General features: G+C 60.4%; 22 protein-coding genes and 1 tRNA gene. 12 read left to right on the forward strand and 11 right to left on the reverse strand.

Annotated features, from left to right (window positions below; genetic code table 11):
* Positions 1–50: 50 nt before the first annotated feature.
* Positions 51–1547 carry a CoA-acylating methylmalonate-semialdehyde dehydrogenase gene (locus FAA97_RS06475; protein WP_136597734.1) on the reverse strand — a complete coding sequence of 499 codons (1497 nt, stop codon included), beginning with the start codon at positions 1545–1547 and terminating at the stop codon, positions 51–53.
* Positions 1548–1653: 106 nt separating this feature from the next.
* Positions 1654–2559, reverse strand: coding sequence for an NAD(P)/FAD-dependent oxidoreductase (locus FAA97_RS06480; RefSeq protein ID WP_136597735.1), 906 nt, complete (start codon positions 2557–2559; stop codon positions 1654–1656).
* Between the two features lie 139 nt (positions 2560–2698).
* Here FAA97_RS06480 and FAA97_RS06485 point away from each other — a divergent pair, with 139 nt between their 5' ends.
* Both FAA97_RS06485 and FAA97_RS06490 read left to right on the forward strand, forming a co-directional pair.
* The gene (locus tag FAA97_RS06485) at positions 2699–3160 is read left to right on the forward strand and encodes an Rrf2 family transcriptional regulator (RefSeq protein ID WP_136597736.1); all 462 of its coding nucleotides are present in this window, start codon (positions 2699–2701) and stop codon (positions 3158–3160) included.
* Positions 3161–3192: 32 nt separating this feature from the next.
* On the forward strand, positions 3193–4074 hold the full coding sequence (locus FAA97_RS06490) for a LysR family transcriptional regulator (protein ID WP_136597737.1): 882 nt from the start codon (positions 3193–3195) through the stop codon (positions 4072–4074).
* Positions 4075–4084: 10 nt separating this feature from the next.
* Here the strand turns inward: FAA97_RS06490 and FAA97_RS06495 are convergent, their stop codons facing one another.
* Genes FAA97_RS06495 through FAA97_RS06505 form a run of 3 tightly spaced genes read right to left on the reverse strand, consistent with a single transcriptional unit; the run spans position 4085 to position 6026 of the window.
* Positions 4085–4684 (reverse strand): DUF1007 family protein, encoded by a 600-nt coding sequence (locus FAA97_RS06495; RefSeq protein ID WP_136597738.1) that lies wholly within the window; start codon positions 4682–4684, stop codon positions 4085–4087.
* On the reverse strand, positions 4681–5433 hold the full coding sequence (locus tag FAA97_RS06500; protein ID WP_136597739.1) for a hypothetical protein: 753 nt from the start codon (positions 5431–5433) through the stop codon (positions 4681–4683). The genes FAA97_RS06495 and FAA97_RS06500 overlap by 4 nt, the downstream gene beginning before the upstream one ends.
* Complete coding sequence (locus FAA97_RS06505; protein WP_206109978.1) at positions 5430–6026, reverse strand: HupE/UreJ family protein; 597 nt, start codon at positions 6024–6026, stop codon at positions 5430–5432. Before FAA97_RS06505 ends, FAA97_RS06500 begins: the two co-directional genes overlap by 4 nt.
* A gap of 219 nt (positions 6027–6245) precedes the next feature.
* On the opposite strand from FAA97_RS06505, the gene FAA97_RS06510 reads away from it, so the two are divergent.
* The 3 genes from FAA97_RS06510 to FAA97_RS06520 all read left to right on the forward strand — a co-directional run bounded on the left by FAA97_RS06510 (position 6246) and on the right by FAA97_RS06520 (position 9148).
* Positions 6246–6881, forward strand: a complete 636-nt coding sequence (locus tag FAA97_RS06510; RefSeq protein ID WP_246041359.1) for a HupE/UreJ family protein — start codon at positions 6246–6248, stop codon at positions 6879–6881.
* Between the two features lie 165 nt (positions 6882–7046).
* A complete protein-coding gene (locus FAA97_RS06515; protein WP_136597741.1) occupies positions 7047–8144 on the forward strand; it encodes a branched-chain amino acid aminotransferase in 1098 nt (365 codons plus the stop codon).
* Positions 8145–8323: 179 nt separating this feature from the next.
* Positions 8324–9148, forward strand: coding sequence for a heparin lyase I family protein (locus FAA97_RS06520; protein WP_136597742.1), 825 nt, complete (start codon positions 8324–8326; stop codon positions 9146–9148).
* On the opposite strand, the gene FAA97_RS06525 is transcribed toward FAA97_RS06520, so the two are convergent.
* On the reverse strand, positions 9093–10157 hold the full coding sequence (locus tag FAA97_RS06525) for a glycosyltransferase family 2 protein (RefSeq protein WP_168800948.1): 1065 nt from the start codon (positions 10155–10157) through the stop codon (positions 9093–9095). The genes FAA97_RS06520 and FAA97_RS06525 overlap by 56 nt on opposite strands.
* Positions 10154–10888, reverse strand: coding sequence for a glycosyltransferase (locus FAA97_RS06530; RefSeq protein ID WP_136597744.1), 735 nt, complete (start codon positions 10886–10888; stop codon positions 10154–10156). The genes FAA97_RS06525 and FAA97_RS06530 overlap by 4 nt, the downstream gene beginning before the upstream one ends.
* Positions 10889–11177: 289 nt before the next feature.
* Between FAA97_RS06530 and FAA97_RS06535 the strand changes: the two genes are divergently transcribed.
* Both FAA97_RS06535 and FAA97_RS06540 read left to right on the forward strand, forming a co-directional pair.
* Positions 11178–12425 (forward strand): hypothetical protein, encoded by a 1248-nt coding sequence (locus tag FAA97_RS06535; RefSeq protein WP_136597745.1) that lies wholly within the window; start codon positions 11178–11180, stop codon positions 12423–12425.
* 5 nt (positions 12426–12430) lie between these two features.
* On the forward strand, positions 12431–12817 hold the full coding sequence (locus tag FAA97_RS06540; RefSeq protein WP_168800949.1) for a GtrA family protein: 387 nt from the start codon (positions 12431–12433) through the stop codon (positions 12815–12817).
* Between the two features lie 63 nt (positions 12818–12880).
* Here the strand turns inward: FAA97_RS06540 and FAA97_RS06545 are convergent.
* Positions 12881–12957: transfer RNA gene (locus tag FAA97_RS06545), tRNA-His, on the reverse strand.
* Positions 12958–13096: 139 nt separating this feature from the next.
* The gene (locus FAA97_RS06550; RefSeq protein WP_136597747.1) at positions 13097–13537 is read right to left on the reverse strand and encodes a phasin; all 441 of its coding nucleotides are present in this window, start codon (positions 13535–13537) and stop codon (positions 13097–13099) included.
* 249 nt (positions 13538–13786) lie between these two features.
* Here FAA97_RS06550 and FAA97_RS06555 point away from each other — a divergent pair, with 249 nt between their 5' ends.
* The 3 genes from FAA97_RS06555 (at position 13787) to FAA97_RS06565 (ending at position 20020) form a co-directional block, all read left to right on the forward strand.
* On the forward strand, positions 13787–17521 hold the full coding sequence (locus FAA97_RS06555; RefSeq protein ID WP_136597748.1) for an ATP-binding protein: 3735 nt from the start codon (positions 13787–13789) through the stop codon (positions 17519–17521).
* A 135-nt stretch (positions 17522–17656) separates the two neighbouring features.
* Positions 17657–18253, forward strand: coding sequence for a LysE family translocator (locus FAA97_RS06560; RefSeq protein WP_136598298.1), 597 nt, complete (start codon positions 17657–17659; stop codon positions 18251–18253).
* Between the two features lie 147 nt (positions 18254–18400).
* The gene (locus FAA97_RS06565; protein WP_136598299.1) at positions 18401–20020 is read left to right on the forward strand and encodes an ABC transporter permease; all 1620 of its coding nucleotides are present in this window, start codon (positions 18401–18403) and stop codon (positions 20018–20020) included.
* Positions 20021–20270: 250 nt separating this feature from the next.
* Here FAA97_RS06565 and FAA97_RS06570 read toward each other — a convergent pair whose 3' ends face one another.
* A complete protein-coding gene (locus FAA97_RS06570) occupies positions 20271–22223 on the reverse strand; it encodes an acetoacetate--CoA ligase (protein WP_136597749.1) in 1953 nt (650 codons plus the stop codon).
* A 159-nt stretch (positions 22224–22382) separates the two neighbouring features.
* Here FAA97_RS06570 and FAA97_RS06575 point away from each other — a divergent pair, with 159 nt between their 5' ends.
* Together FAA97_RS06575 and FAA97_RS06580 are read left to right on the forward strand one after the other, a co-directional pair.
* Complete coding sequence (locus tag FAA97_RS06575) at positions 22383–24239, forward strand: AsmA family protein (RefSeq protein ID WP_136597750.1); 1857 nt, start codon at positions 22383–22385, stop codon at positions 24237–24239.
* A gap of 89 nt (positions 24240–24328) precedes the next feature.
* The gene (locus FAA97_RS06580; protein WP_136597751.1) at positions 24329–24571 is read left to right on the forward strand and encodes a DUF6460 domain-containing protein; all 243 of its coding nucleotides are present in this window, start codon (positions 24329–24331) and stop codon (positions 24569–24571) included.
* A gap of 14 nt (positions 24572–24585) precedes the next feature.
* Here FAA97_RS06580 and FAA97_RS06585 read toward each other — a convergent pair whose 3' ends face one another.
* The gene (locus FAA97_RS06585) at positions 24586–25407 is read right to left on the reverse strand and encodes an ABC transporter permease (RefSeq protein WP_136597752.1); all 822 of its coding nucleotides are present in this window, start codon (positions 25405–25407) and stop codon (positions 24586–24588) included.
* Positions 25408–25411 lie beyond the last annotated feature (4 nt).

The following is a 25411-nucleotide window of genomic DNA, read 5'->3' on the forward strand; positions in this document are numbered from 1 at the left end:
CGCAGCAAACGAAGTGCCGCGAGGACGTCGAAACAGGCAATCGTCCGGCATCATTTCATCGTCGGCATGACGAATTCGGCGCCGTCCTTGATGCCGGACGGCCAGCGGCTCGTAACCGTCTTGGTACGGGTCCAGAACTTGATCGAGTCCGTGCCGTGCTGGTTGAGATCGCCGAAGGACGAGGACTTCCAGCCGCCGAAGGAGTGGTAGGCGAGCGGAACCGGGATCGGCACGTTGATGCCGACCATGCCGATGTTGATGCGCGAGGCAAAGTCGCGGGCGGCATCGCCATCACGGGTGTAGATGGCAACGCCGTTACCGTATTCATGCTTCATCGGCAGGTCGAGGGCTTCCTCGTAGGTCTTGGCGCGGACGACCGAGAGGACAGGACCGAAGATTTCGGTCTTGTAGATGTCCATATCAGGCGTGACGTGGTCGAACAGGCAGCCGCCGACGAAATAGCCGTTCTCGTAGCCCTGCAGCTTGAAGTCGCGGCCATCGACCACGAGCTTGGCGCCGGCTTCGACGCCGCTGTCGATCAGGCCCTTGATGCGCGCCTGGGCTTCCTTGGTGACGACGGGGCCGAGATCGGCCTTGTCATCGGTGTAGGGGCCGATGCGCAGGCTTTCGACCATGGGGGTGAGCTTTTCGATCAGGCGGTTGGCGGTTTCCTCACCGACCGGAACGGCGACCGAGATCGCCATGCAGCGCTCGCCGGCCGAGCCGTAGCCGGCACCCATCAGCGCCTGGGCGGCCTGGTCGAGATCGGCATCCGGCATGATGATCATGTGGTTCTTGGCGCCGCCGAAGCACTGGGCGCGCTTGCCGTTCATAGCAGCCGTTCCATAGACGTAGCGGGCGATCGGGGTCGAGCCGACGAAGGAGACAGCCGAGATATCGGGATGCGTGAGGATGCCATCGACGGCTGACTTGTCGCCGTTGACGACGTTGAGGATGCCGGCGGGAAGGCCTGCCTCGATCATCAGTTCGGCAAGGCGGATCGGAACGGAGGGATCGCGCTCCGAGGGCTTCAGGATGAAGGCGTTACCGCAGGCAATCGCCGGGGCAAACATCCACATCGGGATCATGGCCGGGAAGTTGAACGGCGTGATGCCGGCGCCGATGCCGACGGGCTGGCGGATCGAATACATGTCGATGTTCGGGCCGGCACCTTCGGTAAACTCGCTCTTCGACAGATGCGGGATGCCGATGACGAATTCGCAGACTTCGAGACCGCGGACGATATCGCCCTTGGCATCTTCGATCGTCTTGCCGTGTTCGCGCGACAGGGTTTCAGCAAGGCTGTCCATGTTGTCGTTCAGAAGCTGGACGAACTTCATGAAGACGCGGGCGCGGCGCTGCGGGTTGGTGGCGGCCCACTTGGCCTGGGCCGCCTTGGCATTCTCGACAGCTGCGTTCAGTTCCTCGGCGCTGGCGAGCGAGACTTCGCCCTGTACTTCGCCGGTGGCCGGATTGTAGATGCCCTGCTTGCGACCCGAGGTGCCGGCGACATGCTTGCCGCCGATGAAATGACCAACCTGATACATGGGTTTCCTCCTGAATAGTTCTGGAGGCAGTATGCGCTTCGGTTTTCACAAATCAACAGCATGATTTACGCATCCGTTGTGCAAAAATCGAAGCGCGATGTCGTCTTCAGGTCCACAGCGATGCGTCAGTCAAAGCGCGGTGGGCGGCGACACCCGCCATGACGCCAGAGGCGCTGGCAAATGTGGCATTGTGCATGGCGCTTGCGGCATCGCCGGCGGCGAAGACGCCCGGCAGGCTGGTCGATCCCATCTCCACCTTGATGTAGGAGCCCTGCGGCCCCTCCTCGAGCGCGAGAGCGAGTTGCGCAGCAAGAGGCGAGGCGATGGACACTTTGGACTGGGCAAAAAGCGCATGGACTTCCACGACCCGGCCATCCGCCAGCCGCACCGCCTCAAGCGCCGTGCCCTCCCCGAGGAGCTCCACCACGCGCTCGGTTTCGATCGTCACACCGCGGGCGGTTAGCATAGCCTCATGCTCCTCGTCGAAAATGACGCCCGGCTCGACAAACATCGTCGTCTTGCCCCAGTCCGGCAGAATGCCCCCTTGATGCGCAGCAAGCGGTGACGAAGCAAGGATGCCGATGGGGCCGCCGCCGATCTCATAGCCGTGGCAATAGGGGCAGTGCAGCACGGTCCGGCCCCAGCGCTCGGAAAGTCCGGGAATGTCTGGCAGGCTGTCGGTGACGCCGAGTGCCAGCACCAGCACCTTGGCTTCAACGACGCGGCCATCGGCCATTCCGACCCTGAATCCGCCCAGGCACCGTTCGGCGGTCATGGCCTCCCCTTCCAATAGGGCGAAGTTGGGATAGCGTGCCAGCTGCTCCAGCCCGCGGCGGCGGATTTCAGCGGGAGCCACACCATCCTGACCGAGGAAGCCATGCGACGCTTCGGCAAAGCGATTGCGCGGGCGCGCGGCATCGATCAACAGCACGGGTCTGCGTGTGCGGGTCAGCTGCATGGCGGCGGAGAGGCCGGCAAAACTGCCGCCCACGACAATAGCATCATATTCCATGGAGTGCTCCTTTCATGTAACTTTTGAAGTTATGTATCTTATTAAGTTACGTGAAAGGTTTCCGTCAAGTGATGTAACTCGACTTGTTGCATGAGCCTGACTGCGCTAGGCATCAAAGGATAGCCGAGAGGAGGAGCGGATGCGCGGAGACAGCCGCCTATCGCGAATGCTGCATGTGCTGATCCATCTTGGACGCCGCAAGCAAGCGGCGACCTCCGAGATGATAGCAAAAATGCTGAACACCAATCCCGTCGTGGTGCGCCGGACGATGGCCGGGCTTCGCGAGCGCGGCTATGTGCAATCTGAAAAGGGGCATGGCGGCGGATGGACGCTGAGCAAAGGGCTTAATGAAATCACGCTCCTGGATGTCTACGAGGCACTGGAGCGACCGGAACTTTTCTGCCTGGTCAGCGCATCCGACCATCCGGGCTGCCTGGTCGAACTTGCCGTCAATGAGGCGCTCGAAGATGCCAGACGGGATGCAGAAGCACTTCTGCTCTCGCGCTTTGCCACCTTGAGGCTTTCCGATATCGCCACAAACTTCGACAATCGGCTGTCCATGCTCAATCTCGGCCACGACCTGCCGGGATTCGATGCCTGAACACCGCCAGCGGAAGGGAGGAGAACGCCACGATGAACTGGGATGACGTACGGATCTTCCTCGCCGTGGCGCGCACGGGCCAGATCCTTGCGGCCTCGCGGCGGCTGGGCCTCAACCATGCCACCCTCTCGCGGCGTCTGACGGCGCTCGAAACGGCATTGAAGACGCGGCTCTTCATCCGGCGCACCAATGGCTGCGAGCTGACAGCCGAGGGTGAAGCCTTCCTCGGCTCGGCCGAGCGCATGGAAACGGAGATGCTGGAGGTGCAGGCGCGGCTCGGGCGCACCGACACGCAAGTGGCAGGCACGGTGCGGATCGGCGCGCCTGACGGCTTCGGCGTCTTCTTTCTCGCCTCCCGCCTCGGCGCACTGATCGAAAAGCATCCCGGCCTCAAGATCCAGCTGGTCCCGGTTCCGCGTTCCTTTTCCCTGTCGCAACGCGAGGCCGATATCGCCGTGACGCTGGAGCGTCCCGACCAGGGCCGCCTGATCTCGTCCAAGCTCGTCGACTATAGCCTCGGGCTTTACGCCTCCAAGACCTACGTCGATGCAAACGGCCTGCCCAAGACCGCCGAGGATCTGAAAGGGCATCGCCGGATCGGCTATGTCGAGGATCTGATCTTCACGCCGTCGCTCAACTTCACCGGCGAGGTGATGCGCGACTGGAATGCCGGCTTTGAAATCTCGTCGGCCATTGGCCAGACGGAAGCCGTGCTCTCCGGCGCTGGCATCGGCATTCTGCACAGCTATATCGCCCGCCAATATCCCGATCTCGTTCGGGTCATGCCTGAGGTCACGATCCGGCGCGCCTATTGGACGACCTTCCACGAAAGCGCGCGGGAATTGGTCCGCGTGCGGGCCGTCGTGCAGTTCCTGCAGGATGCCGTGGAACGCGACCGCGAGATCTTCAGCTAAGGCCGGGTCCTCAGCGGCAGGAGAGCCGGATGGCCCGGGGCACGATGAGGCCGCCGAAATAGGCGTCATCGGGACGCTCAACAAGCTTGTGGTCGCAGGTCAAATCGCCTTCGCCCCGTGTCAGGGCCGGACGATCTTCGGCATAGCGAAAAGCGACGGTGTAATCGCGGTCACGGATCATCACCTCGACGGGTCTATCCTCGGCAACGACAAGCGGCTCGCCCATGGCGAAGGCAATCGCGATAGTGACCGCCCCGCCCTCGTTTTTTGCCGTGAAAGCGATGGGGCGCCCGAGCACCTGCAGGCGCCCGGAAGAGCGCATCTCCAGAAAGAAGGCGTGTCGCCCGAAGTCGGCGCTGATCTGGCGCGCCATATCCTCCTGCTCCTCGGGGCTGAAGACACCGTCATCATTCACATCATGATCGCGTAGCAAAATGCGACTGCGGGCTTCATCGAATGTCAGACTCTCTACCAGCCGGACAAGACGACCGTCCTCAAAATCGAACAACAGACGGGCCGTGGCCGAGATATCCGGATGCGCCTCAGCGCCGCTTGCCGATAGCAGCAGGCCGGCCGCAAGCGCCAAACGCTTGCAAAACGACAAACTCATGGGGTCACCCTTGCCTTTCCGGTATCGATCACCGCGAGGATTTCGGCAAAGCCGGGATGGTCACCGGCAGCGGGTGGGGTGGCGAAAGGTAGCGGGGTCAATTGCGTCCTGTTCTCATCGACCATCAGCACGCCGCCATAGAGCAGGCTGATGGCAATCATCCAGCTGGCCAGGATTTGCCCGGCGGTCACGGCGAAAGGATGGCTGACAGCCCTTATGAGCCCCATGACCACGAAGACGGTCCAGACTTCAAAGAGGAGGGCTGCCGGAAGATAGCTGAGAGCATGGAGGGTCGGATCGTCGAGTGCCGTGCCGACAACGAGCGCGGCTCCGGCAACAGCCAGAAGCGGCGGCGCCAGATAAGGCCTTGCTTTGCGCGGCAGGACAAGAACCAAACCAACCGCGAGCCCGGCCGCCGGCGCGGTGAAAAAGGCATTGGGCGCTGCCGTCGGCAGGGTGACCAGGATCTTGAAAATCTCTTCCCGCACGATGTAGGCGCTGAGGCCGCTCGCGACCATCACGCCGATTGCGAAAGGGACAAAGCGCGGCGGAAACTGACCGAACAGGATGCCAAGGCCGATCAGTGCCAACATGCGTTCCGGCGTTATGACCGCCGCAAGCGGCCATTCGGCAACCGGGTGGCCGTCGTTGAGCAGTGGCAGGGCTGCAAGCGCCAGGACCAGCATCCCGACAAGAAGCGGTAACGCCAGGCGAAAGCCGGCGCGGGCAGTCGCGGCATCCATGCTCATGCAGCGGACACCAGGAAATAGACCCCACCGAGGCTGATCACGGCGCCGAGCACCCGCGCAACTTCTCCGCCACGCATCCGATAAAGGCCAAGACCGACGGCCAGCCCGACGATGTGGATAAGGCCCGTCGCGATGACGAAGCCAATGGCATAATCCGTCGGGTCGGCCGCATTGGGCAATTCCACACCATGCGCATAGCCGTGATAGACGGCGAAAACGGCGACAAGGGGTGTTGCCATCCAGAGCGACGGACGCCAGGGAAAGGCGATGGCCGCACCCAGCAGGATGACAGAGAGGGCAATGCCGAGCTCGACGAGCGGCAGCTCCAGGCCGCCGATCCCCGCCATGCCGCCTGCTACCATGACCAGCGGAAAGATGATCGGCAGGAGCCAGACCGACCGCCCTCCCATCTGCGCGCCCCAGAGACCAACGCAGAACATGGCGAGCAGATGATCAAGGCCATAGAGCGGATGCTGAAATCCATGCACAAATCCGCCGCCATCGCCGGCCAGGCTATGCGCGAGGGCGACCTTGGGAAGAACCAGGACAGCCGAAGCGAGGGCAAGACGGGAAAGGATTTGGCGTGGCAACATGGGCATTCTCCTGCTTTCATCCACGGAAAGGCGGTTCTGGCGGGTTCGAACGCAAGGCCGACACCTGCAGGGCGTTCCGAAAAACCGCGGATCGGGCGCCTATCTATATCCGAATCGTGCAAAACGTTAGACGCAGTTCTCAAGGGCACGATCATGGGCATAGGGTAGATCGCGGCTGTGCCCCCTGCGCCACAGGCGCGAGATGAGGACGGACCTAAAATGACATTGCCACCCCTTAAATCCCAGATGCGGCGATCACTTGCCATGGCGCGGATCATCGCGTTCTTTATCGCTGCCTTCTCATTTGCCCCTTCAGCAAATGCGCATGTGATGGATGGTCCGCTTGGCGGCTTCGGGTCTGGCTTCGGTCATCCGCTTGCCGGCTTTGATCATCTGCTCGCCATGCTTGCCGTCGGGCTCTGGGGTGCGCAAATGGGTGGCCGGTCCGTCTGGACCCTGCCGGCGACCTTTCCGCTGATCATGTGTTTGGGCGGGGTCTTTGGCATGCTGGGTCTCTTGCCCGAAGCACCGGTGCAGATCGGCATAGCCCTTTCTGTGCTTGTCCTTGGCGCGGTGATTGCAGCCGCCTGGCGCGCGCCAGAATGGCTCGCGCTTGGTCTGATTGCCGTCTTTGCCGTGCTGCATGGCGTGCCGCATGGCATTCTGGCACCCCGGGCTGCCGATCCTGCCGCCTTTACCGTCGGCTTTGTCGTGTCGACAGGCGTCATTCACGTGATCGGCATTGCAATTGGCGCCGGCTTGAAGCCGATTCTGCGCGGAAAGCTTGTCCAGGCGCTTGGCGCGGCAATCGCAGCAACCGGCCTCTGGTTTCTCGTGCAAGCGCTGATCGGCTGATCCCCGCCTTATCCGCTTTGACTTTCCGTGGTTTTGCCGCGCCTTCTCCCGATGGTTTCAGTTGACAAACCCCTTGGGAACCGGACAAACCACGCGACCGGCTGTCACTGCCCTTAAGGCTTAAGGACAGCCAAAGACCAGCAACAGCTCAGGCACAGGCGCTCCATGACGACCACTTCCGCAATGCTCGACTTCCAGATCGTTCCGAATGCATCGTCGATGCCGGAGGCCGATCGGCTCAAGGCATTTGAAAACCTTGGCTTCGGCACGCTGTTCAGCGATCACATGGCCGTGGTGCGCTGGCATGTCGATACAGGCTGGCACGATGCGGAAGTCTCGGCCCGCAAACCGTTTCAGGTCGATCCCGCCGCAAGCGTTCTGCATTACGCGCAGGAAATCTTCGAGGGCATGAAGGCCTACAAGGCGGCCGACGGCAAAATCACGCTCTTCCGTCCGGAAGAAAACGCCCGACGCTTCAATCTCTCCGCCGAGCGCATGGCAATGCCGGAACTGCCGGAGGAGATCTTCCTCAAGGCGGTCGAAGAGCTGGTGAAGATTGACGCCAAGTGGGTTCCGGAAGGCGAAGGCAGCCTTTATCTGCGGCCCTTCATGTTTGCGAGCGAGGCTTTCCTCGGTGTGCGTCCTTCGCGCGAATACATCTTCTGCGTCATTGCCTCGCCGGTTGGCCCCTATTTCAAGGGCGGCAGCAAGCCGGTGACGCTCTGGGTCAGCGAGCACTACACGCGCGCAGCACCCGGTGGCACCGGTGCGGCCAAATGCGGTGGCAATTATGCGGCAAGCCTTCTTGCCCAGAAGGAAGCATCGAGCCGCGGTTGCGATCAGGTGGTCTTCCTCGATGCCGCCGAGCACAAGTGGATCGAAGAACTCGGCGGTATGAACGTCTTCTTCGTCATGGACGACAATACGGTGGTCACGCCGCCGCTTTCCGGCACGATCCTGCCGGGCATTACTCGCAAGTCGATCATCCAGCTGGCAACCGACAGCGGCCTGACGGTCGTCGAGCGTCCCTATTCCTTTGAAGAGTGGATGGCCGATGCGAAGAGCGGCAAAATGCGCGAGGCCTTTGCCTGCGGCACCGCCGCCGTCGTGGCTGCCATCGGCACCGTGCGCCACCCCGAAGGCGAGTTCGTCATTGGCAATGCCGGCACCGGTATGGAGACCGAAAAGCTGCGCAACCAGCTGACCGGCATCCAGCGCGGCAGCGTTGCCGACCCTTACAATTGGGTAAAGACCGTCGCCTGATTTCCCCGACCAGACAGCCCAGCAGATTAACCAGTAAACCTATCGCCCGCGCATCAGCCACTCCGGTGGATTGCGCGGGCGCAATTTTTCATGCCTAATGTGAGCGCAAACAAATATGCCGTTACAAACGGTTGGCCTTGCCGCAGCATGCGGTGACAAACGGAAGCGAAAGGGGGATCATGGGCGCGCTGCACTGGAACGCTCTTATCCTCTATGGTGTCGTGGGCGCGGTTGGCCTCACCGCAGCCTCGCTGCCGATTGACAGCTACACGCCCGCCTTTCTCGTTGAGGCCGGCACGCCCGCCCGCTCCGTCGAATTGCAGGATGCCGGGATTTTTCGCTTTCATGTGGACAAGAACGATTGCGGCGAGCGCAATGGCTTCAACGACTGTGACCATGATCGCGAGCGTGCGGAACTGACGAGCCTCGCCGACAAGCTGCCACTCAATCAACAACCGTCAGGCGGCATGCGCTACAAGGCGCGCATCTACTTCCCCAATACATTCGAGCATCCGCGTGGTGGAATGGGTGTGACGGTGTTTCAGATCAAGGTGCCGGGATCACATCCAGCGCTTGATCTTTTCCTGCGCGACAGCGGCGATCTCCGGGTCAAGATGGACCATGCCTACAAGCTCGATCGCTGGGACAGCAAACAATCCAAAAGTCGCCAGCCGGTGATCATCCCGGCCAACCGTCTCAAGGGCCGGTGGCACGATATCGATATCACCGCCTATTGGGCGGACAACAAACGCGGCAACGTGGCCATCAGCGTCAACGGCAAGCGCGTGTTTTCCTACAAGGGCGCCAACGCCATCGGCGCCGACGCCGTTTATGTGAAGCACGGCGTCTATCGGTGGGATGTCGACAAGGATCCGAACCGCAAGGGTACGGAAGTGCTCTTCAGGGATGTTTCCGTCTCGCCCGCAAGCGGGAGCTCTTCGCTGCGGCTTACGCCTGGAACAAAAGTCGCCCTTCGAACGAGCCAAGCCTACCCTGTCGAATGAGGTAGAGGCCATAGCCTGCAGCGAATGCAACGAGGCACATGGCAAATACGGGCCCGAACAGCATAGCTTCCGGCAGACCTGACCGCCAGGCATTCAACAGGCCAAAGGCCACAAGCGCGAGGACACCAAGTCCGACAGCGTAAAGAGGCGCGAGGACCAAAAGGACTGCGCCGAGAAAGAGCGCCAGCATCGAGATCTGCGCCTGAAACAAGCGGCGGCGGCCGAACTCCGATTGCGGAAAGGCCCGGCGGAACTGTGCCGCTGCCCAGCCGGTGCGCAGATATTCGCGAGCAAAATCGCGCAGTGAATTGCGATTGGCATGCTCGACGAGAAAGCCCGGATGGCAGTCGATCTCGACGCCGCGCTCGATCAAGAGGCGAACGGTGGAATAGTCTTCATAGGAAACCTTGAACTCCTTCGGAAAACCGCCGGCCTCATGCAGAAGCCGTGCCGTGGCCCGCGTGAACATCAAGGCGCCGGTAACCGGCCAGCTATCTCCCTCGCAATCGTTTTCGAGCGACAGCAGATAGCCTTCCTGTCCGAAATCCGGGTTCTTGCGCACCAAGGAATGATCGGCATAACGCGCCAGAAAATTCGCCCAGAGGCTCGAGCGCTGGGTCGTATCGCGGTAGTGTCCGGCAAGCGCGCCGGGGAATTCCGGATCGGCAAGCCAGATCCACCGCGCGATGCAATCAAGTGCGCCCTGGGTGGGGGCAACCTTGCGGTCGGTCATCAGCACGAAATCCGGCGAATGCCGTTCAAGGGCGCGCTGAAGCCCCAGGGAACGGCGGGCATTGGCATCACGCCCAACCCAATCCGATGGGCGATCGAAGGGCACCCGATCACAATAGCGAGCGAGCGAGGATGAGACGGCCTCCCCCTCCTGCCCGCCCACCAGGATAATCGAGATATCTGCGACGACCTCCAGGGCGGTCCAGCGCTCGAGATTGCGCTCGAGCGGCTGGTCGATGGAGAAGGTCGGGACGACGATGCTGATGCGGGGTCTCACGCAATCATCCTTGCGGCACAGCGCAGCTCCCAGAGGATGCGGAAGGATGTGCGCAGCGACAGCTTCGATTCCCCCGCAAGGCGCGGCGCGATCGAAAAACCGACTTCGCTATACTTCAGCTGGGCGCGGCGATCGGCCAGATTGTGGGTCAGGATGAGGAAGCCTGCCTTCCAGCCACCATGCGAGGTGCTCGGAAGCGTGACCGCCCGCTTGTCGACCGCAAAGAAGCCCGACAGCGGATCCGTGCAGCAGATGTATTTGCCCAGCGTGCCGATCAAAAAGCGGTTGATCGTGCGCGAAGCCACGCGACGGATAGCGTGGGACAAGCCTGCATCTCCATTAATGTGAATATAGCGGCTTGCGAAGACGACTGAGCTGTTGGTGAGTTGGTTGGCCAGATTGACCAGCATGTCCGTCGGATGCTGACCATCGCCATCCATGACGATGACCTGCTCGTTGGCTGAAACACGCAAACCATGCAGGATCGCGCCGGTGAGGCCATCGCGCTCCTGAGGGGTGCGATGGATCAGATTGAGGGCGATGCCGGTTTCGCTCGACAGCGCTTCGCGCGCGGCTTCAACCGTCGACAGGTCGTCGGAATCGTCCACAAGGACGATCTCGTGGCGACCGGCCGGCGCCGAGGAAATGGTGGACAAGGTTCTGACAACGGAAGTCAGGACATCGCGGATGGCAAGAGACTCATTGCGGGTAACGATGACAACACTTAGCATAACATAGATGCCTAATATTACTCGGGTTGACACAAATTTGTTCAGAAAGCAAAAATTATTGGTTGTTGCATATATAATTGCAACTGTCGGTATTTATGTTGCCTTTCATTCGCTCATTTCTTCAGACTTCCCTGGAGTTGAGTGGGACGAGTCTGTCTATGCTTGTATCACCGAGAGTCTTAATAAAGAATTTGAACTTAAACATGTATCTGATATTACTCGCGAAGGGCAGTTCTACGGGTGGCACCCTCCTTTTTACTTCTACTTGTCCGGAGCTGTTAGCCACTTCATGAGTGGCGAAGATTTCCTTCAGATGAACCGGGCACTGAACAATCTCTTCATGGGATTTGCCATGGCGATTGTGGCGGTTGGACTTCACCGGATCGGGAAACTCCCGCTGGCGACTGTTTCCGTCGGCATGCTGTTTGCCTGCGTTGACGTGTGGAACATGATTTCCGGGCGGATAGGTTGGTTTGAGAACGTCCAGTTCGTGCTGGTTGCGGCGACCCAGCTGTCGCTGATGGCGCTCCTCCTGAGCGGCACCTACCGTTCCGCGATCCTTGTCGGCTTCTTTGCCGGCTGGGTGGTGATCTTCAAGCATATCGGCGCCTGGGAGATCGTGCAGCTCGGGCTCCTGTTCCTGCTGTTCTCGTCGCGCCGCAAGCAGCTGATCGTCACCGGCGCCGTCATCGCGCTGATGGTCGTCCTCTATGGTTTGCTGCAGCTCTACCGCGGCGGCGAAGACTACATCAATCAGCAGCTCCACCACACGATGCGGGCTGTCGGCAAGAAGAAGTCACCATCGGTGAACTTCGACCTGAAGCAGGCGATCAACATTTTCCTCGATGCCTATGGCGTGTTCTGGCCAAGCATTCTGGCCACGCTCCTCGGGCTGGCCGTTGCTGGCTTCACCTATCTGCGCGCGGGCTTCATCGTCTATTGGTGTAAGGCCCAGCAGGTCTTCCTCTCCAGCCGCCGCGATGTGGGGCTGCTGGTCTTGAACACCTGGCTGCTCGGCGCCTTCATCAGCCTGTTGGCGATCAAGCTGCGCAATCCGCACTACTATTTCCTGATCTTCATTCCGGCGACCTTCACCGTCGGGGTCTTCCTGATGAACCTCTACCGGGTGCGGAAATGGCGCTACGTGGCAGCCGGCCTCCTGACCCTGTTCCTTGTCGGCAATGCCACCAGTTTCGCGATGCGGGTGCAGTGGGACGATAGCGTGCTGACGAACTTCTATCGCACCTACCACGACACCCTGAAAGGCCGGATCATCCTGACGGAAGAGCCGCTTGCCTGCCTTGCGGGCGAGATTGACGGGTTTCGTGACATCCGGCTTGCCCATAATCGCGAGCTTAAACTGCTCAATCAAGACGACATCGGCGCGGTGGTGCTGCTCAGCAGCCGCTCCTACAAACCACCGGTCAGCGAGGCCTGGAGCGACAAGCTCGCGACACGCTACAAACAGATCTACAAGGACAGTGATTGGAAATGGAACATCGAGATCTGGCTCCCAGCCACGCGCGTGGCGCGGTGAACCGAATGAAGGCCATGCTTGACCAGAAGGTGGTCCGCTTCGCCATCGTTGGAACCACGTCGCTTGTCGTCCCGGCAGCCCTCTCCGCCTGGCTGCGCCTGACGACACCGCTTGCCGACCAGACGATTTTCGCGATCTCTTCGGTGATTGCGATCGAGATGAATTATCTGCTGAACCACTTCTTCACCTGGAAGAAGGCCGGCACGTTCACGGCACTTGCCGGCACATGGCTGCGCTTCCACATCACCAAGGCCTTCACGTTCCTGATCGGGCAGATCCTGTTCTTTGGCGCAAACTACCTGACGGGCAATTTCTTCCTCGCCTATTGCCTGACCGTGCTGATGATGACCTTTGCCAACTTCGGGCTGCAGAAGCACTACATCTTCAAATAGGGAGAATTCACTCTCCCCTCCTTGGAAGTCCAATACAAAGCAAGACTTTCAAGAAGGGGAGAGTGGTACGGTTGAGTGGGGTCGAACCACCGACCTCAGGTGCCACAAACCTGCGCTCTAACCAACTGAGCTACAACCGCACAAAGCGCCTCGTGGAGACGTTGGGGTCACATACGAGCACTGGCCGAAGAATTCAAGCCCTTTTTGCAGCGGATGTGAAAAGGGCCGGCCCTTAAAGGGCCGACCCTCTTACTGATCGGGAATTGCCGTCGACGATCCTCAAGCGGCCTTGAAGGACGACATGGCCTTTTCAGCAGCGTCCTTGCCAGGCTTGGTCACGGTTTCAGCAACCTTCTTGACCGTTTCCTGGATCGCCTTGGCCTGCTCCATCGTCACTTCAGCCTGCTTGCGGATGAAGGAGGTCTGCAGCTCAACCAGTTCGGCGACCGACTTCACGCCGAGAAGCGCTTCCATGTGGGAAAGCGAGAGATCGGCATTGGTCCGCAGTGCATCGATGGCCTTCAGGCCAAGTTCAACGCTGCCGGCCTGCGCGGTCTGCACGGTGGCTTCAACGGTACGCGTTGCGTCTTCCGTGGCCGACTTCAGCTTGGAATAGGCTTCCTTCGACTGGGCAGCGCCCTTCTCGGCGAAATCGCGGAAGCTTTCCTGCATCTTGGACGGATCAAACGTGGAGAAGGAGAAGATGTCCTTAGTGGTCATTGCGCATTTCCTCATCATGGATGGGCCTGAGCGGACCCTTTGGTTTCTGGGATGACGTCTATATAACATCGCCAATTGTGCATTGCAATATCATTGTGCAGTGCACAATAAGAAAAAACGCATGTGGGAAACTCTGCGGAATTAACCTTATCCAATGAAAGGGCGGGGGTTTTATGGACCCCTGGGGTCTGTCTAGCTATTAAAAATCTGTTAATTTGGTTCGACTGCCCGCAAGCGACAGGTTTGGCAATGCCCGCTCAATACCCCTTCATCGATGTGGCCGTGCATGACCTCATTCGCCCGCGCCTTGCGCGCGGCGAAGCGCTGGTTCTGTTCACCGCCGACCTGCAAAGAGTGGTGTGGTGCAATGGCCAGGGTGCGCGCTTTTTCGGCCAGCCCTCCATCTATGATTTCCTTGAAGCGGGTCCCAACCGCAGCGATCTGAGCTTCCGCCAGATCGCCGCTGCGGCAAGGCCTCTGAACGCCTCGGGAGATCGTCGGGGCCTGATGCTGCGCGTCACGTCCGGTTTTCGCACGGTGCCGCTGCAGGCAAGCGTCGAACGCCTCGCGGTCAGGGGTGAAGACCTGGTGCTGTTGGCACTGCCCTTAGCGGAGGCAAAACCCGGCAGCCGGGCGCTGGCGCACGACCTGATGGTCGGCTTTGATGACCCCGATACGCATATGGCCGTTCTCGACGGCCAAGGTGCAATTGTTGCCGCCTCCTCAGAGTTCACCGACCTCGGCATCGCTGATTCGGTGCTACGCGACCTCGTCGCGCAGGTCTCGCTGGACCCGACGCGCCTGATCAAGCGCCCGATCGCGACCGGACGGGGACATCTTCCAACCGCAATTGGCCGGATCTCCGATGAGCCTCCGATCCATCTCCTGTTCACGGTCGACCTCCATGGCGAGATGGACACGACCGCTGATGAACCGGTGAAGGCCACGCCGCCGGCGGCTGCCCTCGATACTGCAGCATCGGTCGAGGCATTGGGAGATGAGGAGCCGCAGGCCGATGACGTGTTGGAAGATCCCGACACGATCGATCTTGCAGAGACTGCAGCCGACGCCGAAACTGTGTCCGACTGGACCGATGAGGTTCCGGATGACGATGCTGAAATGCCCGTCGACAGCTCGCCGTCGGAGGATGTGCCCCCTACAGACGACCGGATGTCGCTGATTGACGCCATTGCGGTCGACGAGCATGACGACGAAAATCCTGACGATTGGGATGATGACGACGATCTCGACGCAATTGATGACGGCGATGAGGACTTGAGCGCACTTCAGCCGGAGACCGTGGCCGCTGCACCGACTGTCGAACCGCAGCCGACCGTGCCCTCCCCGCGCGATGAGAGTGACGCCAATCGTTTCGTCTTTGACCGAGACCGTCGCGCCATCCGCTTCGTCTGGAAGATCGATGAGAGCGGACGCTTCAGCGAAGTCTCGCCGGAATTTGCCCAGGCAGTCGGCCCGCGGGCGTCCGACATCAATGGCGTTGCCTTTTCCGATCTCGCAGCCCTCTTCAACCTCGACCCCGATGGCCGGATCACCGAACTTCTGAAGAAGCGCGACACCTGGTCGGGCAAGACGATTTATTGGCCGGTCGAAGGCACGCGCCTGGTGGTTCCGGTCGACCTGGCCGCCCTGCCGACCTATACGCGCAACCGTGATTTCGACGGCTTTCGCGGCTTCGGGATCGTGCGCGTTGCCGATGCCATCGAGGACCCCAATGCCACCGGGATGACCTTTGTCGCAAATGCCACGGCAGCCGCTGACATGGTCGAAGAGACGACGGCGGAAGAGGATCTTGAAGAATTCCTGTTTGAGCTCGCCGCAGGCGAGCATCATGGTCCAGACGACGTCAGCGAGGAAGAGGAGGCAGCAGCCTCTGAGGCGCTGGATCGGCTTTGGGGGGAAGACACCGATGAGGAAGATGGCACGGAAGGCGATGACGTCTCGGAGACAGAGGCGCCCGCGGACAATGGTCCCGATACAGGCTCAGCCGCATCAGAGGATGTGTTGAGGTTTGAACCGCCCGTCATCCGCTTCATGGAGCCTGACAGGCACAAGCCAGCCGACAAGATCGTGCAGCTTGATCCGCATCGGCGCGACAAGGATCGGCTGACGCCTGGCGAACAGGCGGCTTTCCGCGAGATCGGGCGCAAGCTCGATCCGCTTGGCCTTAGAGCCCGCGTCCAGGCCTCTTTGACGCCGGCTGCGTCAGAGCCTCCTGCGCTGAGAGAAGCCGCTCGGCCTGAGACGCCGTCGGTTTCGCCCGCAAAGCCAGAAAACAAGCCTGAGCCTCAGTCCGAGGCCGTCGAGCCTGCCGAGGCGGAGAAACCCGCAGCAGTTGCCGACACTGCCGATGAGAGCAACAACGAGCCGACGCCGGCGACGCCATCCGTGGTCGAGCCGCCGCTTACCTATAGCGAGACCTTGACGGGACGGCGCGAGCGGAGCCTGAATGCCGATATTGTCGACCTGATGCCCGTTGCGCTGCTGGTGCATGTCGGCGACCGGCTAATTCATGCCAACCCGGAATTCTTCAGCCTGACCGGCTACACATCGCTTGCGGCTCTTGACGAGGCCGGCGGACTGGATGAGCTCATCCAGCGTCAGGATCTGCATGAGGCTGGCGATCAGGCAGGCCCGATGGCGGCGATCACGGCGGACGGCAAAATTGTGCCGGTGACCGCACGGCTGCAATCCGTGCGCTTCGACGATGCCAGTGCACTGATGCTTGCGCTGATTGCCCAGCCGGCCTCTGCCGCTGAGCCATCGGCACCGGCCCCGGCTGCTGCAATCGACGTGCCGACTGCGATGACGCAAGAGCCTGTCCCATCCGGTGAACTGGCGCGTCTCAAGGTCGAAGTCGAAGAGATGAAGGCGATCCTGGAGACCGCGACCGATGGCGTGGTGATCCTCGATGCCGATGGCGACATCCGCTCAATGAACCGGGCAGCCAGCGCCCTGTTCAACTTCGACGACATGGAAACCCGCGGCAAACCTTTCGTGATGCTGTTTGCCCATGAGAGCCAGAGGTCCATCCTCGATTATCTGAATGGCCTCTCCGGCCACGGCGTCGCGAGCGTGCTCAATGATGGCCGAGAGGTTATCGGCCGGGAAGCCTCAGGCGGTTTCCTGCCGCTCTTCATGACCATCGGCCGCCTTCATTCCTCCAATGGCTACTGTGCCGTCATCCGTGACATCACCCAGTGGAAACGGACCGAAGATGAATTGCGCAGCGCAAAGCGCGCGGCCGAGACGGCCAATGCCCACAAGACGGACTTCCTGGCGCGTGTCAGCCACGAAATCCGGACACCACTCAATGCCATCATCGGCTTTGCCGACATGATGGCCAACGAGCACTTCGGGCCAGTTGGCCATCCGCGCTACGGCGAATATGCCCATGACATCGTGCGTTCGGGCCGCCATGTGCTCGACATCGTCAACGACCTGCTCGATATCTCCAAGATCGAAGCCGGCGAGATGGAACTCGATTTCGCTTCCGTCGGTTTGAACGAAACCGTGCAGGCTGCCGTTTCGATCGTGCAGCCGCAGGCCAATAGCCAGCGCGTGATCATTCGCACCGCCCTCTCTCAGGCGGTTCCGAGCGTTGTGGCGGATGATCGCTCGATCAAGCAGATCGTGCTGAACATTCTTGCCAACGCGATCCGGTTTACACCGTCGGGAGGCCAGATCATCGTTTCATCCTCTTATGAGCCCAATGGCAGCGTCGTTTTGCGGATCCGTGATACCGGCATCGGCATGTCGCGCACCGAGCTGGAGCAGGCAATGAAGCCGTTCCGCCAGGTCTCGACTGGTACACCGCGCAATCGTGGCGACGGGACAGGTCTTGGTCTGCCGCTGACCAAGGCCATGGTGGATGCAAACCGTGCTCAGTTTGCGATTTCCTCGACACCCAACGAGGGGACGCTGGTGGAAATCACCTTCCCTTCGCCCCGGGTGCTGGCGGACTGAAACATCCCTCATCCCTGGCTGACCCTGGCATTTGCCGCTCCTGATGGGGTTGGCGATACCTTTAAATCACCTCAAGCTTTGGAGATCGCCTTGCTCTCGTTTGCTGCCCTTGGCGCCATTCTCCTTGCGATCGCCATGGGCGCCATGAGCCCCGGCCCGAGCTTTGTGCTGGTTTCGCGCATCTCGATTGCAAATTCGCGCCTGCATGGACTGGCCGCGGCCATTGGCATGGGGCTGGGCGGCGCGTTTTTCTCGGTGCTTGCCCTGCTCGGGCTTGTTGCCCTGTTGCAGCAGGTCGAGTGGCTCTATCTACTGCTGAAGATTGCGGGCGGGCTTTATCTGATCAAACTCGGCATCGCCATCTGGCGCGGCGCCTCGGAGCCTTTGGCGATGGGTAATAATGGCGAGGCAAACACCATGCCGCTTGCCCGCGCGCTTGCCGTGGCATTCGGCACGCAAATCAGCAATCCAAAGACGGCCGTCGTCTATGGCAGCATCTTTGTAGCCCTGATGCCGAAAGATCCTTCCGGGTTTTTCCTTGCCGCCCTGCCGCCCCTCGTCTTTCTGGTCGAAGCAGGCTGGTATGTGATCGTCGCCGTGGCCTTTTCCGCCAAGTCCTCGCAGCGCGTCTATCTTAGCGCAAAAATCTGGATCGACCGCCTTGCCGGTGCGATCATCGGTGTGCTTGGGCTGCGGCTCGTCAGTGAGAGCATCGGGTCGTGGCAGCGTTGAGACATCAGGCGGCGAATGGCGCGGTTTGATTCTCCATCGGTTTGAGCTAGAGGAGGACAGGAACCGCCAACGCGAAGGACTGGCCGCTTGTTGCCACAGACACGCCCGGAAGCATCCGTTTCGATCGAACCGACACGTCGGCGTTCCATGCCGGCAACATGGTTCGCGGTGGCTTCCGCCGTCGTCGTTGCCATTCCGATCCTGTCGATCTTCGTCATAGGCTTCGGCTCGGATCCCGATACCTGGCAGCATGTTCTGACCAATGTCGTTCCGCGGGCGGGCGCACGCACCTTCTGGCTCCTCCTCTTTACCGGCATCGCGACCGCAATTTTCGGGATCGGCACGGCCTGGCTGGTCACGACCTGCGACTTTCCGATGCGGCGCTTCCTCTCCCCCGCCCTGGTCCTGCCGCTTGCCATCCCCTCCTATCTTGCGGCCTATGCTTTCGGTGAGTTTCTGGATTTCACCGGACCCGTTCAAACCGCCTATCGCACGATAATGGGCTATCGCTCGGCCCGGGATTACAGCTTTTTCGATATTCGCTCGCTGCCGGGGGCCGTTCTGGTGATGTCGGCGGTCCTCTATCCCTATGTCTACCTCGCCTGCCGCTCGATGTTTCTGATGCAGGGGCGTGCGGCAGCAGATGTGGCCCGCACGTTGGGTGCCTCTCCTTTCAGGGTGTTCTGGAAGATCCAGGTGCCAATGGCGCGCCCGGCCATCATGATCGGGCTGACGCTGGTGATGATGGAGACGCTGAACGATATCGGTGCCGTCGAATATCTCGGCGTGCAGACGCTGACCTTCTCCATCTACGACACCTGGCTCAATCGCGGCAGTCTTGCCGGTGCGGCCCAGATTGCTTGCGTGATGCTGATCTTCGTCGTCGGCTTGCTGTGGATCGAAAGGCAGGCCCGCAAACAGCAGCGTTTCGCCACGCACAAGACCACGGCGATGGTGGCAAAAGCGGTGCGCGTTCGCCTTGGCGGAGTGCGCGGTCTTCTCGCGACCGGCTTTTGTATCTTGCCGATCATCCTGGGCTTCTGCATTCCGGTCACGGTTCTCGGCGGCTTTTCGCTGCGACGCCTCGACGAATTTCTCGAGCCGCGCCTGCTGGATGCCCTCTGGCACTCCGTTCTGGTTGCAGGTGCCGCCGGCATCATCACCGTCATCCTCGCCTTCCTGCTCACCTATGCGGTGAGAAATGATCGTTCGACATTGTCCAGGGTGGCGAGCCGCGTGGCATCACTGGGATACGGAATACCCGGGACGGTTCTCGGCATCGGCGTTCTGATCCCGCTTGCAGGCTTCGACAACATGCTGGATGGCGCTCTGCGGCAATGGATCGGCATCTCGACAGGCCTGCTGCTCTCCGGGACGGGATTTGCCATTGTCTACGCCTATTCGGTGCGGTTTCTGACCATGGCGGAGGGCACGCTCGATGCCGGCTTCCAGAAACTGTCGCCGCATCTCGACATGGCGGCGCGAACACTGGGACGCAACAGCAGGCAGACGCTTTGGCAGATCCTCCTGCCCAACCTGAAACCGGCCGTGCTGACTGCGGGCCTTCTGGTGTTCATCGAAGCCCTCAAGGAGTTGCCGGCAACCATTCTGCTGCGGCCCTTCAACTTCAATACCCTGGCAACGCTGGTCTATGAGGATGCCTCGCGGGGAATGCCGCAAAGCGCTTCCGTCGCTGCAATGATCATCATCGTTGCGGGGCTGGTGCCGGTTGTCCTTGTTTCGCGCTCGCTCGATCGCACGTCCTGACCGGCCATGACACGGCTTGCAGACAAGAAAAAAGGGCGGCTTTCGCCGCCCTGAAAGGTAATGCTGTCAAACCAGAAAACGAGAATCCGGGCCTAAACTTCGCGCATAACGCGCCAAGTGCTGACGAACCTTCGTCCTGAAGTTGGGTACAACATGCAGCACATCGCTTAACAAATCCTTACCAATTGACGGATGCCAACACCCCAAATTTGACGTACCGGCGCTCAGTCGAACGTGAGCGCTGGTCACTTTAGACCCGCAAGGCCTCCAAATTTGCAAAATGCTCCAGGGCTTGCGGATTTGCGAGCGCTTCCTTGTTCTTGACCGGCCGGCCATGGACGACCTCGCGAACGGCGAGTTCGACGATCTTGCCGGACTTTGTCCTGGGGATATCGGCAACCTGAAGGATCTTTGCCGGGACATGCCGCGGCGAGGCACCGGTGCGGATGCGGGCCTTGATCCGCGTTTCCAGATCGGCATCGAGCGTCACGCCCTCCGCCAACCGGACGAACAGCACGACACGCACATCGTCCTCAAAATCCTGGCCGATGCAGATGGCCTCAAGCACCTCTTCCATCTGCTCGACCTGATTGTAGATTTCGGCAGTCCCGATTCTCACGCCCCCGGGGTTGAGGGTCGCGTCCGAACGCCCGTGAATGATCAGACCGCCATGCTCTGTCCATTCGGCAAAATCGCCATGGCACCAAATATTGTCGAAGCGATCGAAATAGGCGGCCCGGTACTTGGACCCATCCGCATCGTTCCAGAACATGATCGGCATGGAGGGGAAGGCCGCTGTGCAGACGAGCTCTCCCTTTTCGCCGCGAACGGGCTTTCCCTCATCATTCCAGACATCGACGGCAAGGCCGAGGCCAGGCCCCTGGATTTCACCGCGCCAGACGGATTTCAATGGATTGCCGAGCACGAAGCAGGAGACGATATCGGTGCCGCCAGAGATGGAGGCGAGCTGCATATCGGCCTTGATGCCTTCATAGACAAAACTGAAGCCTTCGGGCGACAGCGGCGAGCCGGTCGATGTCATCAGACGCAGGCTTGAGAGATCATGGGTCTCTATCGGCTTGAAGCCGCCCTTGCGGACCGCGTCGATATACTTGGCCGAGGTTCCGAAAACCGCGAAGCCTTCATCCCGCGCATAGTCGAAAAGGACATTGCCATCCGGATAGAAGGGGGAACCATCAAACAGGCAGAGCGTGGCACCGCAGGCAAGGCCTGTGACCAGCCAGTTCCACATCATCCATCCGCAGGTGGTGAAGTAGAACAGGCGCTCCCCTTCCCGCAAACCACAGTGAAGGCGGTGTTCCTTCAGATGCTGCAGAAGCGTGCCGCCGGCAGAATGCACGATGCATTTGGGAACACCTGTCGTGCCCGACGAGAAGAGGATGTAGAGCGGGTGCGAGAACGGCAGGCGCTCATAGGTGATCTCTTCGACGGAAAAGCCGGCGATGAATTGCTCGAGGCTTTGACCCTCGGCAAGTTTTTCCAGCAGTGCCGGGGTATCGCCCGCATAGGGAATGACGAGGACAGGGACGCCCAGTTTCCTGGAGACCGAGACGACCTTGTCGGCGACGTCCTGACGTTTTCCGTTGTACCAATAGCCGTCGCAACTGATGAAAAGTGAAGGTTCAATCTGGCCGAACCGATCAAGCACGCCCTGCTCGCCGAAATCGGGAGAGCAGGATGACCAGATGGCACCCAGGGACGTTGCAGCCAGCATCAAGGCAATCGTTTCGGGCATATTGGGCATCATGGCGGCGACACGATCGCCTTTGCCAATTCCCATGGACCGCATCGCCTGCTGCAGGCGCGATACCATGGCCGTCAATCTGCGCCAGGTCCAACGATCGGCAACCTTGTTCTCGCCCCGAAAGATCAGGGCATCCCCCTCGCCGGCCCGAGCGAGAAGGTTTTCTGCAAAATTGAGCCGTGCCTGAGGGAAGAACTTCGCCTTAAGCATATCGCCGGGATCGTCGAGAACGGTCTCACCCTTTTCACCAACGACCTCTGCCCAGTCCCAGAGGCTAGACCAGAAGCCAGCACGATCTTCCAGCGACCAGCAATAGAAGGCATCGTAACCGTCACCAGGAGCGCCATAGTTATCAGCCGACCACTGCATAAACTCGGTCAGCGGCTGTCGCTGCTTAAAGGTCTCCGTCGGGGTCCAAAGCGGTGTTTGTTCGGCCATATCAATCCTCCATCCACGCCTGATATAGCATACCGCACTGCGATAAAAAGCAATCCGAAAGGCTGGGGTGACGGACGAGGTTTGCCCGTTTCAGACATTTGGTGTAGTGCCGGCCCTACCATTTTAGAGAGACTGTTTGCTCGAAATTAGGAACGCCGCATGATCGCGAGACCAGAGGGGGGAGCCAAGACAATTGGGACCGCCACCCGATTGGCCAGACGCTTTATCCGCATTGCGCTCATTGCAGTCATTCTGGTGATCGCGACGCTTACCCTTTCGCGGATTGCGGCCCCCTATCTGGTCTCGACCGCAATTGTGCGCAGTGCCTTCGCATCCGCCATGGCGCGCTGGACGGGTCATGACGTCATCATTTCTTCCATTCCGGCCGTCAGCTTCTGGCCGACCCCTGAGGTTACCCTCATGGGAGTATCCGTCACCCGTCAAGACGGAGAGGAGCGCGTGGCGCTTGGACAGATCGACGCGATCGAAGCGCGCTTCAGCCTGATGTCGGCGATCAAGGGCCAACCGGATTTCAAGTCGTTCAGACTGCTGCGACCGAAGATCCGGATTGAGCGGGATGCCGATGGTCGCCTGGATTGGACAGATGAAGGACTTCTGAGCGAAGCGGTTCGTGCGGCCAAGGCTGCACCTGATGGCAGCCAAAGCCTGGCTGGCACGTTCGACGCCGAAATCGGCAGTGTCGAGGTGATCGATGGCGAGATCACCCTGATCGACAATCGCGATGGCCATCAGGTGGTCCTCGATCAGTTCGATGCCAGGCTCAACTGGCCTCGACTTTCAGCACCTGTGTCGGGCACGGCATCGATGGCGCTCTTGGGCGAAGCGATAACGGTGGAACTTGCCACCCCCTCGCCGCTGCTCCTCATCAAAGGGGAGACGGCGAGGGTGACGGCGGAGGCGAGCCTGACCGCCGGCACTGGAAAATTCGAGGGCACTGTCAGCCTCACCGACGGCCTGGTCGGCCAGAGTGCCATCGAGCTTACCATTTCCGATGTGCCGGCAATTGCCAAGCTGGCGGGGCTGAGGCTTGCCGGCACCGAAAACTGGCGAAGCTTCAGCCTGCAGACGACAGTGCTGCGCGATCCCACGGAGTGGCGGTTTGATACCCTTGCCTTCCAGATTGATGGCAGCCGAGGCCAGGGGCTGGCGGCATTGCGCTGGTTGCCAGATGGCAGGTCGCGATTGAGTGGAACGCTTGCAATCGATCATCTTGGCCTCGATCGGCTGCTCGTTGCGCTGGCCCTGCCGTTTGATGATGCAGTTGCCGTGCGCCTGCCGAGCATCCTACGCTGGTTGGATCTCGACATCCGCCTTTCTGCTCCAACGGCCAGCTTTCAAGGCCTGACCCTGACGGACCTCGGCGCAAGCCTTGTCGGCGGCGCTGAGGACATCGCGCTGGTCATTGGTGATGCCCGCCTCTTTGGGGGAACATTGAGTGCCCGTATCGGTGCCAAGACCGGGATTGCTTCGACGAGCAACCTTTCCCTGAACCTCGCCAACGCACAGATCGGAGAGCTTTTTTCCGCTCTTGGGGTCGATGGCCCCCATCCCGTCGGGCCAGGTTCGCTGGAAATGCGCCTGGCACTGCCGCCCGGCAACTGGCAGAGAAACCCCGATGACATAACCGGTCATGTCAAACTTTCAGCCGACAATGGCGTTCTGCAAGGGTTTGATGCCGCAGGCGTGCGTAAAATGCTGAAGGACTACGCTCATTTTCAGCTGGACGCCGCAGGCAATGACGATTTCCCGTTTGAACAGTTCGACCTTTTCGTACGGCTCAACAAGGGAGTGGCCGAAATCGAGAAGGCGGCCATCCGAGGACGGCAGGAAGAGCTGACATTTTCGGGGATCGCCCCGCTTGGCCCTCTCGCGCTGGCGCTGAGCGGCGAGCTGAAACCTTCCTCTGTGGCAAGCACGGCAAACGCCCCGCCCCTCAACTTCTTTGTTGGCGGCACGATCCACACACCGGTCATTTCTGGCTCGACCAACCATTGAGGACAATGACCGATCCGGCGTTGATGCCCAAGCTTCGCGAAACCAAGGTCGCGCTAATATAGCTGCGAATCGAACTGTCTGGAGGGGACATGCAGGCGCTCATCGCGGGAATGATCAAACTGGCGCTCGCCTCGCTTCTGGCGGGAAGCCTGCTCTCGGTGGTCGGCGTGACACCGCGCTCCGTTATCGAAAGCATGGGCGTTACCCCGCAGGATTTGCAGAACGGCATTCTTAATGCCCTTGCCTGGACAGCACCACGCCTCCTGATGGGCGCGGTCGTCATCCTGCCGGTGTGGTTTCTCACCTATATTCTTGCACCGCCACGCAGTTGAGCGAGCCTGCCCCTTCAGGAAACGGAACCGCGCAAGGCCACATGTTCGTCGCGCTGCCGCTGCAGTTCCCGCTGCTTAGTGCCAATAGACGCCACAATGACGCCGATGGTGACCAGCCCGATAAGGATGGTGCAGACCGCGTTGATTTCAGGCGTCACCCCGAGACGGACCTGCGAATAGATCTTGATCGGTAGCGTCGTAGCACCCGGCCCCGTGGCAAAACTTGCGATCACCAGATCATCCAGCGAAAGCGTGAAAGCGAGCATCCAGCCTGAAATCACCGCCGGCAGAATGAGCGGCAGAGTGATCTTGAAGAAGGTCTTGACCGGCGGGCAGCCGAGATCGCTCGCCGCTTCTTCCAGGCTCGTATCGAAGGTCAGCAGACGCGATTGAACGACGATCGCCACATAACACATGGTGAAGGTCGTATGCGCAATCACCACCGTCATCAGGCCGCGATCGATGCCGACGGCGACGAAGAGAAGCAGGAGCGACAGGCCGGTGATCACTTCGGGCATGACGAGCGGCGCATAGACCATGCCGGAAAACAGCAGACGTCCGGGAAAGCGGCGGAAGCGTACCAGCGTCAGCGCCGCCAGCGTGCCAAGCACGGTGCCGAGACTTGCACTCAGAAGGCCAACCTGGAGCGTCACCCAGGCAGCGCTCATCAGGCCCTCGTTGCGCCACATCTCGCCATACCATTTGAGCGAAAAGCCGCCCCAGACGGTCACCAGCTTCGACTCGTTGAAGGAGTAGACGACGAGGATCAGGATCGGAATATAGAGAAAGGCAAAACCAAGGGTCAGAATTGCCGGATCGAATTTCCCAGGTCTCATGCTC

The organism is Peteryoungia ipomoeae, from assembly GCF_004912165.1.
GTDB lineage: Bacteria > Pseudomonadota > Alphaproteobacteria > Rhizobiales > Rhizobiaceae > Allorhizobium > Allorhizobium ipomoeae.